Source organism: Streptomyces novaecaesareae (assembly GCF_000716875.1).
Classification (GTDB): domain Bacteria; phylum Actinomycetota; class Actinomycetes; order Streptomycetales; family Streptomycetaceae; genus Kitasatospora; species Kitasatospora novaecaesareae.
Genome location: NZ_JNWQ01000072.1, coordinates 19,503 through 34,071, shown reverse-complemented (window position 1 = coordinate 34,071; position 14,569 = coordinate 19,503). Strand labels below are relative to the sequence as shown.

12 protein-coding genes and 1 pseudogene are annotated in these 14,569 nt (G+C 74.3%); 3 read left to right on the top strand and 10 right to left on the bottom strand.

Annotation, left to right across the window (positions count from 1 at the left end; genetic code table 11):
- The coding region (locus OP86_RS39055) for a hypothetical protein (RefSeq protein ID WP_342447793.1) at window positions 1-320 on the bottom strand (320 nt) is incomplete at its 3' end.
- Between OP86_RS39055 and OP86_RS24515 the strand changes: the two are divergent.
- The 3 genes and pseudogenes from OP86_RS24515 to OP86_RS24505 all read left to right on the top strand — a co-directional run.
- Window positions 207-893, top strand: a pseudogene (locus tag OP86_RS24515) (DUF4139 domain-containing protein); the annotation flags it as partial. The gene OP86_RS39055 and the pseudogene OP86_RS24515 sit on opposite strands and share 114 nt — an antisense overlap.
- A 2-nt stretch (window positions 894-895) precedes the next feature.
- Window positions 896-2,494, top strand: coding sequence for a mucoidy inhibitor MuiA family protein (locus OP86_RS24510; RefSeq protein ID WP_425337767.1), 1,599 nt, complete (start codon window positions 896-898; stop codon window positions 2,492-2,494).
- Between the two features lie 129 nt (window positions 2,495-2,623).
- The gene (locus OP86_RS24505; protein ID WP_030062535.1) at window positions 2,624-2,986 is read left to right on the top strand and encodes a DUF952 domain-containing protein; all 363 of its coding nucleotides are present in this window, start codon (window positions 2,624-2,626) and stop codon (window positions 2,984-2,986) included.
- 45 nt (window positions 2,987-3,031) lie between these two features.
- Here OP86_RS24505 and OP86_RS24500 read toward each other — a convergent pair whose 3' ends face one another.
- From OP86_RS24500 to OP86_RS24460, 9 genes are all read right to left on the bottom strand, one after another.
- Window positions 3,032-4,039 carry a helix-turn-helix domain-containing protein gene (locus OP86_RS24500; protein ID WP_158707038.1) on the bottom strand — a complete coding sequence of 336 codons (1,008 nt, stop codon included), beginning with the start codon at window positions 4,037-4,039 and terminating at the stop codon, window positions 3,032-3,034.
- A gap of 275 nt (window positions 4,040-4,314) precedes the next feature.
- Entirely contained in the window at window positions 4,315-5,583 is a 1,269-nt protein-coding gene (locus tag OP86_RS24495) for a pseudouridine synthase (protein ID WP_030260597.1), read from the bottom strand.
- A 62-nt stretch (window positions 5,584-5,645) separates the two neighbouring features.
- A complete protein-coding gene (gene scpB, locus OP86_RS33890; protein WP_234435102.1) occupies window positions 5,646-6,239 on the bottom strand; it encodes an SMC-Scp complex subunit ScpB in 594 nt (197 codons plus the stop codon).
- Between the two features lie 293 nt (window positions 6,240-6,532).
- Window positions 6,533-7,459 (bottom strand): segregation and condensation protein A, encoded by a 927-nt coding sequence (locus tag OP86_RS24485; protein WP_199815242.1) that lies wholly within the window; start codon window positions 7,457-7,459, stop codon window positions 6,533-6,535.
- 447 nt (window positions 7,460-7,906) lie between these two features.
- Window positions 7,907-8,527 carry a hypothetical protein gene (locus OP86_RS24480; protein WP_030260599.1) on the bottom strand — a complete coding sequence of 207 codons (621 nt, stop codon included), beginning with the start codon at window positions 8,525-8,527 and terminating at the stop codon, window positions 7,907-7,909.
- On the bottom strand, window positions 8,524-9,591 hold the full coding sequence (locus OP86_RS24475) for a ParA family protein (protein WP_030062542.1): 1,068 nt from the start codon (window positions 9,589-9,591) through the stop codon (window positions 8,524-8,526). Before OP86_RS24475 ends, OP86_RS24480 begins: the two co-directional genes overlap by 4 nt.
- Window positions 9,592-10,016: 425 nt before the next feature.
- Window positions 10,017-11,132 carry an alanine dehydrogenase gene (gene ald, locus OP86_RS24470; protein ID WP_030062543.1) on the bottom strand — a complete coding sequence of 372 codons (1,116 nt, stop codon included), beginning with the start codon at window positions 11,130-11,132 and terminating at the stop codon, window positions 10,017-10,019.
- A 260-nt stretch (window positions 11,133-11,392) separates the two neighbouring features.
- The gene (locus OP86_RS24465) at window positions 11,393-13,579 is read right to left on the bottom strand and encodes a tetratricopeptide repeat protein (RefSeq protein ID WP_234435101.1); all 2,187 of its coding nucleotides are present in this window, start codon (window positions 13,577-13,579) and stop codon (window positions 11,393-11,395) included.
- Between the two features lie 295 nt (window positions 13,580-13,874).
- Entirely contained in the window at window positions 13,875-14,522 is a 648-nt protein-coding gene (locus OP86_RS24460) for an NUDIX domain-containing protein (RefSeq protein ID WP_030260606.1), read from the bottom strand.
- Window positions 14,523-14,569: the final 47 nt, after the last annotated feature.

Here is a 14,569-nt window from a genome sequence, read left to right as displayed (position 1 = left end):
GACGGCATACGAGATTTCTGCCTGTCTCGTGGGCTCGGAGATGTGTATAAGAGACAGACGCCACCCTGCTCGATTACCCCGACCTCGTCCTGGCCGGCCCCGACGAGCCGCCCGCCCGGCGCGGCACCCTGCACCCCCGCGCCGAGCGCCTCGAACGCGAGGAGCTGGACCGGGTCCTGCCGGGTGGCAACCCGGGCGAGCAGATCCGCCGCCTCCCCCTCCCGCGCCACGCCGTCCCGCCCCGCGAGTCGGCCGGGTCCTTCGACCACCGCTTCGACGCCGCCGCCCCCGCCGACATCCCGTCCGACGGCACCTGGCACACCGTGACCGTGGACGAGATCCCGCTCTCCGTCCTGCCCGAGTTCGTCACCGTCCCCGCCGTCGAGGAGAAGGTGTACGCGACCCTGGTGCTCGCCAACCGCACCGACCGCGCCGTCCTGGCCGGCCCGGTCGAGGTGACCGTGGACGGCGAGTTCCTGCTCACCGCCGCCCTGCCCACCCTGGCGCCCGGCGGCACCCGGCGCCTGGGCATCGGCGTCACGGAGAGCATCGAGGTGGCGCGCCGCACCGAGCTGCGCGAGTCCACCACCGGCATGCTGAAGGGCAACAGCACCGTGCTCGACCACCGGGTTCACGTCGAACTGGCGAACCGGCTCGGACGCGCCGTCACCGTGGAGGTCCGCGAGCGCGTGCCGGTCACCTCCGACGCCGAGATCCGGATCGAGGAGCGCGCCGACTGGCACGCGCCGGCCGTCTCCACGCCGGAGTGCCCGACCGGCACCCGGCTCTGGCGGGTCGACCTGCCGCCGGGTGGCCGCACCGAGCTGGACGGCGGCTACCTGATCAAGATCCCGGCCGGAAAGGCCATCGTCGGCGGAAACCGGAGGAACTGACCATGACCGGAGCCATGACCGCAGACACGACGGGTGACAAGCCGGGAAACCGGCCCGACACCATCCCGGGCGACCTCCCCGTCACCGCCGTCACCTGCCTGGAGGACCGCAGCCAGGTCGAGCGCGCGACGACGGTCGACCTCGCCGCAGGTGTCCAGCGGCTGCGCCTCGGCCCGCTCACCGCCCTCGCGGTCGACCGCACCCTGCGCGCCGAGTCCGCCACCCCGGGCGTACGCGTCCTGGACGCCCGGCTGGTCCGCAGCTGGGCCCCGCGCGCCCCGCAGCCGCCCGGCCCGGACGACTCCGAGCTGCGCCACCGGCTGCACCGGCTGGACGCCGAGAGCCGACTGGCCGACCAGACCCGCGCCCGGCTGGAGGCCCGACTGGCCCTGCTCGCCCAGCTCTCCGCCGACCTGCTGCGCGAGATCGGCGAGGGCGCCGGCGTCGGCGAGCTCGAACGCACCCGCTGGTCCCGCGAGCTGGGCCGGGTGGACACCGAGCGCGAGCGCTACGGCGAGGAGCTGCGCGCCACCCACTCCCGGCTGCGCCGCCTGGAGCAGGAGCGCTCACAGGCCCTGATCGCCCTGGACGAGGCCGAGGAGGACCCGGCCGAGCTGACCGCCCACCTGGAGCTCACCGTCGAGGCGGCGCAGCCCGGCCCGGCCGCACTGGCCGTCTCCCACCTGGTGCCCTGCGCGCTCTGGCGCCCGTCCTACCGCGCGACCCTGGACGGCGGCGGCCTGCGGCTGGAGTCGGAGGCGGTGGTCTGGCAGCGCACCGGCGAGGACTGGACGAACGTCCGGCTCACCTTCTCCACCGCCCGTTCCGCCCTCGCCATCGACCCGCCGGCCGTCGTCGAGGACGTCCTGACGCTGCGCGAGCGCACCGACGAGGAGCGCCGCACGGTCGAGGTCGAGCTGCGCGAGGAGGCGATCGGCAGTGTCGGCCCGTCCGCCGAGGTGCCGGGGGTGGACGACGGCGGCGAGGTCCGGGTGCTGCCGGCCCCCGCGCCCGCGACCGTGCCCTCCGACGGCCGGGCGCACCGGGTGCCGCTCGGCGCCTTCACCGGCCCGGCGAGCAGCGAGTACGTCTGCGCCCCGGAGCTGTCCGCGCTGGTCACCCAGGTGGTCCGGTTCCGCAACGCGGCCGGGCACCCGCTGCTGGCCGGCCCGGTCGAGCTGGTCCGCGGCAGCGGTTTCACCGGCCGGGGCGAGCTGCGCTTCACCGCCGCCGGCGCCGAGGCCGAGCTCTCCTTCGGCAGCTCGGACGGCTACCGGGTGGTCCGCGAGACCGAGGAGCGCCAGGCCACCGCCGGGCTCACCGGCCGCCAGACCACCACTCGGACGGTACGGCTGCACCTGTCCCGCTTCTCCGGCCCGGAGGAGCACGACGAGCGGATCGTGACGGTGCGCGAGCGGGTGCCGGTCTCCGAGGTGTCGGCGGTCGAGGTGCGGCTACGCAAGGAGGAGTGCTCCCCGGCCCCGGACTCCTACGACACCGAGGGCATCGTCCGCTGGGACGTCCCGCTCGGCCCGGGCGCCCGCCGCACCCTCACACTGGTGTACGAGATCTCCGCCTCCGCCAAGGTGGCCGGGCTCTGACCACCGCCCTGCCGGTCCCGGAGACCGCCGCCCCACCGATGACGCCCCACCGATGGCGCCCCACCGATGAGGCCTCACCGATGACGACCGCTCAGGACCAAACCGGAGACAACGGGTAGAAAAGGAACCATGATCCTCCACCTCGCCCCCCTGGACGACTGGCTGGCCGACCCCGGCCGCCCGTACGCCACCGCCTCGCTGCTCACCGACGGGTTCATCCACTGCTCGGCGGACGAGCAGACGGCGCTCGCGGTGGCCAACGCCTTCTTCGCCGACACCCCCGACCCGCTGATGGTGCTGCTGATCGAGGAGTCGCTGGTGGAGCCGATGGTCAAGTGGGAGGCCCCGCACGGCGCCCCACCGCCCGGGGCCACCCCCGACGTGCTGTTCCCGCACATCTACGGGCGGCTGAACCGCTCCGCCGTGCTCGGCCTGGAGAAGGTCGAACGCGGCCCCGACGGCCGCTGGGCCTCCCTCACCCCCTGGAGCTGAACCCCCCAGAGCCGGACCCCCTGGAGCCGGACCCCGCAGCTCGGCTCACAGCCACCCCCGCTCCCGGGCCGCCATGCCGGCCTGGAAGCGGGTGGTGGCGCCCAGCGACCGCATCAGGCTCTGCAGCCGCCGCTGCGTGGTCCGGGCGCTCCAGCCGAGCGAGCGGGCGATCGACTCGTCGGTGAGTCCGGCGGCGAGCAGCCCCAGCAGCTTGCGGTGGTCGGCTTCCGGCTCCAGTGAGGCGTCCCCGGTGCCGATCGCGGCCTGGAGTTGGACGGCGCGCTCCCACTCCGCCTCGAACAGCGTGTCCAGCGCCTGGAGCAGCGCCGAGGGGTGGATGACGTACGCGGCGTCCAGCACGCTGTCGCCGACGCTGATCGGGATGATCGCCATCCGGTCGTCCGAGATGATCATCTTCATCGGCAGCGTGGGCCGGACCCTCGCCTCCTCGCCGTCGGCGACACCGACCAGGATGTTCCGCTCCAGCCGCCCGGGCCAGGCCACCGCCTCCCGGTCGTAGATCGTCCGGAACTTCACGCCCTCGCGCAGCCGGTGCCGCTGCAGCGGCATCGGCGCCACCGGGTCCTGGATGTACGGCGGGCGGTCGAAGCCGCGCACCTGGTACTGGCTGGTCTCGGTGACGTGCTCCAGCCGCTGGGCGATCGCCTCGCCGCCGGTCAGCACCTCCACCGAGTGCGCCGGGTCGGTGTAGCGCGAGGCCTCCCGGAAGGCGTCCATCAGCCGGTGCATCTCGGCCCGGGCGTGCCGCAGTTCGGACTCCCGGTGGCCGATCAGGGTGCCGATCGCGACGTCCGGGGCGACCGGCAGGAAGCGCTGCCGATCCACCGGCGCGCGGGTGGCCATGCCCTGCTGCGACAGCCGGTCCAGCGCTCGCACGCTCTGCTGGAGCGTCAGGCCGCAGCCCTCCGCCAGCTCCTCCGCGGTGGACTGCGGATTGGCCACCAGCGCCGCGTAGACCTGCCCGTCCGGCTCGGCCAGTCCCAGCGCGCCGAGGGCCTGTCCGCCGGCCCGCCCCAGTGGTGCATCGGACACGACGCCCTCTCCCCCCGTTCGCCCCTGATCCGCCCCCACCGGCGCCCGTGCTGGCGCAGTCCCGCCACGCGGCGGGGTGGTGGCCCGGTGGCCATCCTCTGCCACGGATCACGACGCTGACAAGGCCGTGACCAGCGGTTGCGTCCCGGCTCACACACCCCGTACGCCCCAGCCGACCCGAACCACCCGATACGGCCCCGAACAACCCCGAAGGGCCCCCGGCCGCACCACGGCGACCGGGGGCCCTTCGGGACGACGGGCGAACTGCGGACGGCCTACAGGCCGACCTCGCGCATCAGCTGGCCGACCTCCGGGTTGGTCAGGCGGCGCAGCCAGCCCGACTTCTGGTCACCCAGGGCGATCGGGCCGAAGTGGGTGCGCACCAGCTTCTCGACCGGGAAGCCGACCTCGGCCAGCATCCGGCGGACGATGTGCTTGCGACCCTCGTGCAGGGTCACCTCGACCAGGTAGTTCTTGCCGACGTTGGAGATCACCTTGAAGCTGTCGGCACGCGCGTAGCCGTCCTCCAGCTCCACGCCCTGGGCCAGCTGCTTGCCCAGGTCGCGCGGGATCGGTCCCTGGATGGCGGCCAGGTAGGTCTTGGTCACGCCGTAGCGCGGGTGGGTGAGGCGGTGGGCCAGCTCGCCGTGGTTGGTGAGCAGGATGATGCCCTCGGTCTCGGTGTCCAGGCGGCCGACGTGGAACAGCCGGGTCTCCCGGTTGGTCACGTAGTCGCCCAGGCACTGGCGCCCGTCCGGGTCCTCCATGGTGGAGACCACGCCGGCCGGCTTGTTCAGCGCGAAGAACAGGTAGGACTGGGTGGCGACGGTCAGGCCGTCCACCTTGATCTCGTCGTTCTGCGGGTCGACCCGCTTGCCCTGCTCGGTGACGCGCTTGCCGTTGACCTCGACCCGGCCCTGCTCGATCAGCTCCTCGCAGGCGCGGCGGCTGCCGATGCCGGCCCGGGCCAGCACCTTCTGCAGCCGCTCGCCCTCGGGCTCGCCGAAGGTCTTGGGCAGCTTGACGGCCGGCTTGTCGTGCCGGGCGAGGACGGCGTCCTCGATCTTGGCCTGCAGCTCGCGCGAGCGCTGCGGCTGGCGACGCGGGTCGCCCGGGGCGGGCTGGCCCTCACGGCGCGGACGCGGAGCCGGGCCGGGGCGCCGGCCGGCGAAGCCGCCGCGGGCGGGGGTGGCGTTGGGGCCGCCGCCGTACTCGGGGCGGTCGTACCTGCGCTCCTCGGGCCGCAGCGGGCGGTCCGGGTAGCGCCGGTCGTCCCGGCGGTCGTCGCGCCGGTCGTCCCGGCGGCTGTCCCGCCCGTACGAACCGGAACCGCCGCGCGAGCCCGAGCCCGAGCCCGAACCCGAGCCGCCACGGCCACCGCCGCCCCCGTAGGAGCCACCGCCGTACGAACCCCCGCGCGCGCCCGAGCCGCCGCGGCTGCCGCCGCTGCCGCCGCCGTAGGAGCCGCCGCCCCGGCCCCCGCCCTGTCCGCCGCGACCGCTACCGCCGCCGCTGCTGTTCCTGCCGTTGCCACTGCTACGCATCAAAGTGTCCGTACGTCGTTCCGTCTGGGATGTGCGGTCGTTTCGGCCGACCTCACCGCCCCCTACCGATCGGGCCCGGCCCGACCGGCCTCGCCACTGCCGTCCGCGGCCTGCGCGGCAGCGGCGGCGACCGCCTCCGCGATCATCGTGCCCTCCAGGGACTCCGCTTCCACGTCGTCGACCTCGGGCAGGAAGGGAGCAAGCTCCGGCAGCTCGTCCAGGCCGCGGAGCCCCATCCGTTCCAGGAAGTAGTTCGTCGTCCGATACAGGATCGCACCTGTTTCGGGCTCGGATCCGGCCTCTTCCACCAGTCCTCGCTGTACCAGGGTACGCATCACGCCGTCACAGTTCACACCACGGACGGCGGAAACCCGCGATCTGGACACCGGCTGTCGGTAGGCGACGACCGCCAGGGTCTCCAGTGCGGCCTGGGTGAGCCGGGCCTGCTGGCCGTCCAGGAGGAAGCGGTCGACGGCTCCGGAACAGGTCTCCCGGCTGTAGAACCGCCAGCCGCCGGCCACCAGCCGCAGGTCGAAACCGCGGCCCTGGGCGGTGTACTCGGCGGACAGCTCGCGCAGCGCCGCGGCCACCTCGGCCCTCGGCCGCTCCAGCACCCCGGCCAGCCGCTCCTCCGCCACCGGCTCGTCCACGACCATCAGGACCGCCTCCAGCTCGGCCCGCAGCCCGGGACCGGCCGGCTCCTCGGCGCCGGAAGTCGACGGAGCCGACTTCTGGTGCACCACCCGCGCCTCCGGCTCCACCGGGCCCTCGGCAGCCGGCACGGCCACCGGGTCCACCCGGGCCCCCGGCTCCACCGGGTCCACCGACTCCACCGACTCCACCGGGTCCGGCAGCAGCGCGAAGGCCGGCTCCAGCCACTCCTCGGCCCGCGGCTGCCCGGGCAGCCCCAGCGGGCGCCGCACCGGGCGCCCGCCCTCGTTCCCGCCGCTCATCGCCGCTCGCCCTCCTCCGCCTCGTCCGAGAACTCTCCCAAGACCTGTCCTGAGGTCCTTCCCGAGACCTGTCCCCCGCCCTCACCCGCCGGCCGGTCGAACTCGTCCGTCACCTCGACCGCGCCCCGGCCCTCCTCGGCCACCCAGCGCACCCGGAGCTCGCCGAGCGCCTCCGGCTGCTCGAAGGCGAGCACCCGCTCCCGGTACAGCTCCAGCAGCGCCAGGAAGCGGGCGACCACGACCAGGGAGTCCGGCGCGTCCTCGACCAGCTGCCGGAACGACGCCTCGCCCAGCTCGGTGAGCAGCCCGACCACCAGCCCGGCCTGCTCGCGCACGCTGACCGGCGGCGTGTGGATGTGGTCCACGTACACGACGGGCTTCGGCTTGGGTTCCATCGCCTTGGCCGCCAGCTCGGCCAGCCGCTGCGGGCCGATGGTGATGACCACCTCCGGCAGGAGCTCTGCGTGCCGGGGCTCCAGCCCGACGGTCCGGGGCCGGCGCAGCAGCTCGGCGGCCCAGCGCTCGCCGAACAGCGCCGCCGCCCGCTTGTAGGCCCGGTACTGCAGCAGCCGCGCGAACAGCAGGTCGCGGGCCTCCAGCAGGGCCAGGTCCTCCTGGTCCTCGACCTCCGCCGCGGGCAGCAGCCGGGCGGCCTTGAGGTCGAGCAGGGTGGCGGCCACCACCAGGAACTCGGTCGCCGCGTCCAGGTCCCAGTCCGGGCCCATCGCCCGGATGTACGCCATGAACTCGTCCGTGACGGTGGCCAGCGCCACCTCGGTGACGTCCATCCTGTGCTTGGCGATCAGGCTGAGCAGCAGGTCGAAGGGGCCCTCGAAGTTGTCCAGCCGCACCCGGAAGCCGCCCCGCGACTCGGTTTCGGTCGCGCTCTCGGCGGTGGCGGCTGGTTCGGTGGCGCTCGGCATGACGGTCCATCTTCACCCGTCCCCGCCCCCGGCCACGCCCCGGGGCCACCGACACGCCGCCCAGCGGGACCCTCGGGCGGCTCCACGGCATCCGGAAACGGCCCTCCAGGGGCCCGTCACGGGCCTCGGCCCCGGGCCATCGGCCCGGTGACGCCCGACCGCCCCGCGGCCCCGCAGCGGCCGACAACGGCCCTCATGCCGGGGCGACGCCCATGAGCCCGACTCATGACCCTCGGAACCGGGACGAACGACGACCCCATGAGCGCGGCTCATGGCCCTCGGCGTCACCCCGAGGCAGGGACGGCCCCATGAGCCCGGCTCATGACGCTCACCACTCGGCCACCCGGCCACCCGACCACCCGACCGGCGGCCCTCCGGCGCCGGGCCCAACGCCCCTCGGCACCCCCGGCGGCACACCCAGGCCGCCCTCAGCCGCCCTCAGCCGCCCTACCGCCCGCGCAGCCGCCGAACCAGGATGGACGCCTCGCCGCGCTGCTCCAGGTCCGCCAGGACGACCGCGATGGCCTCCCGGACGATCCGCCCGCGGTCCACGGCCAGGCCGTGCTCACCGCGCAGGACCAGCCGGGTGTGCTCCAGGTCCATGAGCTCCTCGGCGGACACGTACACGGTGATCTTCTCGTCGTGCCGCTCGCGCCCGGTGGGCCTGCGCGGCGCCCGGCCACGCGGCCGGGCGCGCCCGGCGGCACCTGCCTGCTCCTCGGCGGCACCCGCGTGCGTCCGGGCCGCCGGAGCGGCGGCGCCACGGCCGCCGGGCACGGTCTTCCCGGCCGCCGACGCACCCGGCGCGACCCCGGGGGCCCCACCCGGCCGCTGGACGCCCGGCTGCGCGGGCGCCGGCACGGTGCCGGCCGCCGACTGCTCCGGCGGCAGCTGCCGGCCGTCCTGGGCGCCCTGGGCGGACTCGGCGCCCTCGGCGCCGTCCTGGCCGTTGACGGTCCGCGCGGTCTCCGGTCTGGATGCCTCGGCGGCCGGACGCGGCGCGAGGGAGGGCGACAGCGCCATCCCGCCGGTGGTCCGGAACAGTTCGTCGGCACCCGGGAGACTCACTCGGCGGGGCGGCACCGGTCGAGCACCTCCCTGGCGAGCTGGCGGTAGGCGGCGGCACCGACCGAGTTGGTGGCGTACGTGGTGATGGGCTCGCCGGCGACGGTGGTCTCCGGGAAGCGCACGGTCCGCCCGATGACGGTGTGGAAGACGTGCTCGCCGAACGCCTCGACGACCCGCGCCAGCACCTCACGGCTGTGCACGGTGCGCGAGTCGTACATGGTCGCGAGGATGCCGTCCAGGCGCAGCTCGGGGTTGAGCCGCTCGCACACCTTCTCGATGGTCTCGGTCAGCAGCGCGACACCGCGCAGCGCGAAGAACTCGCACTCCAGCGGCACGATCACGCTGTGAGCGGCCGTCAGCGCATTGACCGTCAGCAGGCCCAGCGAGGGCTGGCAGTCGATGATGACGTAGTCGTAGTCGGGCAGCAGCGGCTTCAGGGCGCGCGCCAGCGCGGACTCCCGGGCCACCTCGCTGACCAGCTGCACCTCGGCGGCGGAGAGGTCGATGTTGGACGGCAGCAGGTCCATGCCCGGCACGGCCGTCTTGAGCAGCACCTCATCGGCCGTCAGGCCCCGCTCCATGAGCAGGTTGTAGACGGTGACGTCGAGCTCCATCGGGTTGACGCCGAGGCCGACCGAGAGCGCGCCCTGCGGGTCGAAGTCGACGAGCAGCACCCGGCGGCCGTACTCGGCCAGCGCCGCGCCCAGGTTGATGGTCGACGTGGTCTTGCCGACGCCGCCCTTCTGGTTGCACATGGCGATGATCTGGGCGGGGCCGTGCTCGGCGACGGGCGCGGGGATCGGGAAGTACGGCAGCGGACGGCCGGTCGGGCCGACCCGCTCGCGGCGCTGGCGCGCGGCGTCCGGGGCCAGCGTGGCGGCGTACTCCGGGTCCGGCTCGTACTCGGCGTCCGGGTCGTCGTAGGCGCCGTAGGCGAACTCGCCGTAGGCCAGGCCGTAGGCCGCCAGGTCGGCGTCGTGATCGGTCACCGTGGTCACCTGCGTTGTGTTCTGGCGTGCTTCGAAAGTGCGGAGTGCGACCGAGCCGACCTCGGCCGAGCCCACGGAGGGCTGCCGGGCCCCGGGCTCCTCACTCGGCTGGGCGGCGGTGTACTGCGCCAGTCCTGGCTGACCACCCCCGGGAGCAATTGTCGACTCATTCACAAGTCGTCTTACCTCCTTGGGCATCCAGGACTCTATGTCGATTCGTCAGCGTGGCAGCATGCCGACGGTTTGCGACTCTAGGCCGTTCAAGGCGTTCGCAGCAACACAATCCACGGTAGTGGGCAGGATGTGTCGACTATCAGGCGGGCTGCTGTCAAGGGATGAGTGGGTCATCGACCCCGACGTTTCTGCGGGCGGGTGATGTGACCGACGGAAATTGACGACAGAGCGACCTACCCGGTCCATCCACCGTTGACGGGCACGGCGAAGCCCCCGACCCGAAGATATCGGGTCGGGGGCGAACGACCGCCGAGCGGTCAGGGGGTTCAGGCGAGCACGCTCTCCAGCGAGACCGACTCCAGGCCGAAGGCCTCGGCCACGGCCGGGAAGGTGATCTGGCCCTCGTGCACGTTCAGGCCCTTGGCGAGCGCCGGGTCGCGGCGCAGCGCCTCCTTCCAACCGCGGTTCGCCAGCTCGATGACGTACGGCAGCGTGGCGTTGGTCAGCGCGTAGGTGGAGGTGTTCGGGACGGCGCCCGGCATGTTGGCCACGCAGTAGAAGACCGAGTTGTGGACCTGGAAGGTCGGGTCGTCGTGCGTGGTCGGGTGCGAGTCCTCGAAGCAGCCGCCCTGGTCGATGGCGATGTCGACGAGCACGGAGCCCGGCTTCATGCGGGAGACCAGCTCGTTGGTGACCAGCTTCGGGGCCTTGGCGCCCGGGATCAGCACCGCGCCGATGACCAGGTCGGCGTCGAGGACGGCCTTCTCCAGCTCGAAGGAGTTGGACATGATGGCCTTGATCTTCGTGCCGAAGATGCGGTCGGCCTCGCGCAGCTTGTTGATGTCGCGGTCCAGCAGGGTCACGTCGTAGCCCATGCCGATGGCGATGGTGGCCGCGTGCCAGCCGGAGACGCCACCGCCGATGACGACGGCCTTGGCCGGGTGGGTGCCGGGCACGCCGCCGGGCAGCACGCCGCGGCCGCCGGCCGGACGCATCAGGTGGTACGAGCCGACCTGCGGGGCCAGGCGGCCCGCGACCTCGGACATCGGGGCGAGCAGCGGCAGCGCGCCGTTGCCCAGCTGCACGGTCTCGTACGCGATCGCGGTGGTGCCCGAGGCGATCAGCGCGTCGGTGCCGGCCCGGTCGGCCGCCAGGTGCAGGTACGTGAAGACGGTCTGGCCCTTGCGCAGCCGGTGGTACTCGGAGGCGATGGGCTCCTTGACCTTCAGCAGCAGGTCGGCGGTGGCCCACACCTCGTCGGCGGTGGGGAGGATGGTGGCGCCGGCGGCCACGTACTCCTCGTTGGGGATCGAGGAGCCGAGACCGGCGTTGTCCTCGATGTAGACCTCGTGTCCGTTGCGGACCAGCTCATGCACGCCGGCGGGCGTGATGGCCACGCGGTACTCGTGGTTCTTGACCTCGCGGGGGATGCCGACCTTCACGGCTAAACACGTCCTCTTGCCATGGGGGTCCCGACCGGAGAAGACCGGTGGGCGACGCGCACGTGGGGAAGCCTCCGGGCAGCCCGGGGCGGGGATCGCTGCGCGACTAGCTTCGAGTGTAATGAAGCCAAGTCGGCGTGTCAGCCTTCCAAAGTGAATAATTTCCCCGCGCGCATTGGCAGGTTCGTAGGCTTCCCCTGCGACTTACCCGCCAAAGACGTTGTAACCGGGCATCTTCGACAATACCTCCGAACCGCCCGTCACCACCCGGCGTCGACGCGTTCCCGCAGGTCCGAAAGGGCCGCCCCGACCGCCTCCCGGCCGCGCTCGTCGCCGAGCCTGCGCAGGACCGCGAGGGCCGCCCGGTACTCACGGTCGGCCTCGTCGAAGCGGCGCTGCGCGGTGTGCGCCTCGGCCACCCGGGCGAGCAGCCGGGCCTCGGCCGCATGGTCCCCGAGCGACTGGCGCAGGCCGAGCGCTCGCCCGTACCAGTCGGCGGCGCGCACCGCGTCACCGAGCGCCCGGTGACAGCCGGCCGCGCCCTCCAGGGCGCGCGCGCAGAGCGGTTCGTCGTTGGCCGTGCGGGCGTGCTCCAGGGCGGCCCGGTAGTGCGCGGCGGCCTGCTCCCAGCGGCCCGCCGAGACCTGCAGGTCGCCCAGGTTGAGCAGGGCGGCGGAGGCGCGGCGGGGCCGGCGGTTGCGCTCGGCGACGGTCAGCACCAGTTCGTGCAGCCGGTAGAGGTCGGTGGGGGCGGCGGCGCCGGTCAGCGGCAGCGCCCGCAGCAGCGCGGTGACCAGCCGCCCGGCCGAGCCGTCCAGATCGCCCTGGCCGATCGCGTCGGCCACCGCGCCGAGCAGCAGCTCCCGCTCGCCGAGCAGCCACTCCCGGGCGTGCGCGGCCGAACGCAGCCGCAGCGCGGCCGGCAGCGGCTCGGGGGCGGTTCCGGGGGCAGTTCCGGGGGCGGCGCCGGAGCCGCCCGCCGGGTCGAGCAGCGCCCGGGCCGACTCGGTGAGCCGGACCAGCCGTTCCAGCAGCCGGGCCCGGGCGAGTTCGGTCTCGGCGGGCCGGTCCTCCTGCTGCCGCAGCCGGACCAGCCGGGGGTAGAGCCGCCCGGGCACTCGGTAGCGCGGGGTGCCGTCGGCGGCGGGCGCCTCCTCCCCCAGCAGTTCCCGCTCGGCGAGCGCGGCCAGGGTCGCGGCCGCGTCCGGCACCGGGCAGCCGACCAGGGCGGAGGCGGTGCGCGGATCCGCCGTCTGCGCCGGGGCCAGGGTGAGGGTGCGCAGCATCCGCGCCTGGGCGGCCGGCAGCCCGCGGTAGAGCAGGGTGAACGCACCGAGCAGCGGATCGTTGTCGGGAACGGGCACCGGCTCGGCCGGCTCCGGGCCGGGCTTCACCCAGGCCGCCGGGTCACCCGCCGACTCGACGGCGGACGTGGAAGCAGAAGCGGAGGCGGAGCCGTCCCCCTCCCCCTTCTTCTTGGGCCCGCTCTCGGCGGCGCTCCTGGCCGCGGACTTGGCCCCATTCTTGGCCGTGACCTTGGCCGTGACCTTGGGCACAGACTTCTGCGTGTTCTCCGACGGCTTCGACGGCGCAGCGGCCCTCACCGCCGCCTCCGCCTTCTCGGCCGCATTCGCCGGGCCGTTCTTGGCCCCCACCGCAGGCGCCGTCTCCTCCCCCACCACCCGGTTCAGCTCCTGCGCCGCGTCGGTCACCGCGCTCTTGGGGCTCCCCCGCAGCCACCCCGCCATCAGCCGCAGTGCGGCCGGCCGGGCGGCGCAGGCCTCGGCCAGATCAGCCGCGCCGACCGGGTCGCAGGAGATCCGGGTGCCGCCGACGAGGTCGGCCAGCAGTTCGCCGGAGGCCGTCCGGTCCAGCCCGCCGAGGATCACGGGGTCGATGTCCTCGATCCCGGTGAGCGGTCCGGCCGTGGTGGCGAGCACCAGGCAGCCGGGTTCGTCGGCGAGCAGCGGCCACACCTGCCCGGCGTCCCGTACGTCGTCCAGGACGAGCAGCACCCGCAGCCCCGCCAGCGCCTCGCGCAGCGCGACGCAGCCCGGCTCGTCCCGCCCGTCCCCGGCCGCCCCGGGCAGCGGCACGGCGGACTCCGGGTCGAGCTGCTCCAGCAGCAGCCGGGCGGCCCGCGCGGGCGGCACCCGGCCGCCGTCGGCGGCGGACATCCGGGCGAACAGCACGCCGTCGGGGTAGTCGGGGGCGACGGTGCGGGCGAAGCGCGCGGCGAGCGCGGTCCGCCCGGAGCCGGGGCGCCCGGCCAGCACCAGGACCGGGCAGCGGCCGCTCGCCGGGCGGGCGGCGGCCGCCCGCAGTGCGGCCAGTTCGGCGCGCCGCCCGACGAACAGTGCGGGCCCGGCCGGCAGCCGGTCCAGGCCCGGGACGGCCCCGGCGGGCGCGCCGGGGCCGGGGTCCATCGTCGCCGTCTTCCTCGCCACCCGTGCCACTCCCGACGTCATCCCGCGCTCGGCATGCGACGCTCGGCATCCGGACTCGTCGTCCGGTGCTCAGCGGAGGCGGCCCGGGACGGGCGCCCTGTTTGCGAAGCGTAGTTCGACCGTCCAGCTCAGCCGAGGTGACATCCGGTCGTACGAACCGGCGAATCACCCGGGCGAATCAACCGGGACGGCCCTCGGCACCCCGAAGCACCGCCTCCGCCCGGGCGAATCGAGCGGGACGGCCGTCGGCACCCGAAGCGCCGCCTCCCCCGGGCGGCGCGACCGGGACGGCCGCTCACGCCTCGAAGGGCCGGGCCGGCCAGGGCGCGTCCGCCGGGCGCAGCGCGGCCAGCCCGTCGGGGCCGGTGAGCGCGGCGTGCACGGCGAGGGTGCCGGTGATCAGCGTCGGGTTGTGCAGGTGCCCGGCCTGGATGAGCCGGATCAGTTCCGGCACCGGCACCCAGGCGACCTCGATCTCCTGTTCCTCGCCCTCGGCCGCGTAGCGCTCCCCTTCGGCCGCCGACAGGTCGGTGGCCAGGAACATCCGCAGCGCCTCGTCGGTGCCACCCGGGGAGGTGTAGTAGTCGGCGAGGATCCGCCAGGTGTCGGCCTTGCAGTGCGCCTCCTCGTACAGCTCGCGCCGCGCGGCGTGCCACGGGTTCTCGCCGGGGACGTCGAGCAGGCCGGCCGGCAGCTCCCACAGCCGCTGGCGCACCGGGTGGCGGTACTGGCGCAGGACGAGCACCCGCTGCCGGTCGTCGAGGGCGAGCACCGAGACCGAGCCGGGGTGGGTCTGGTAGTCGCGGCGGGCCCAGCTGCCGTCGGGCATCCGGACCTCTTCGCTGCGCACGCCGGTGACCTTGCCCTGGAACGGCGTCCGGCCGTCCCGGACCTCCCACTCCTCGGCCACGTCGGCGATCACCCGGTCACTCTGCTCGTCCATCGCTCTCCCCTTTTCGTCAGTACGACACAATCTAACGCCGGACGGCG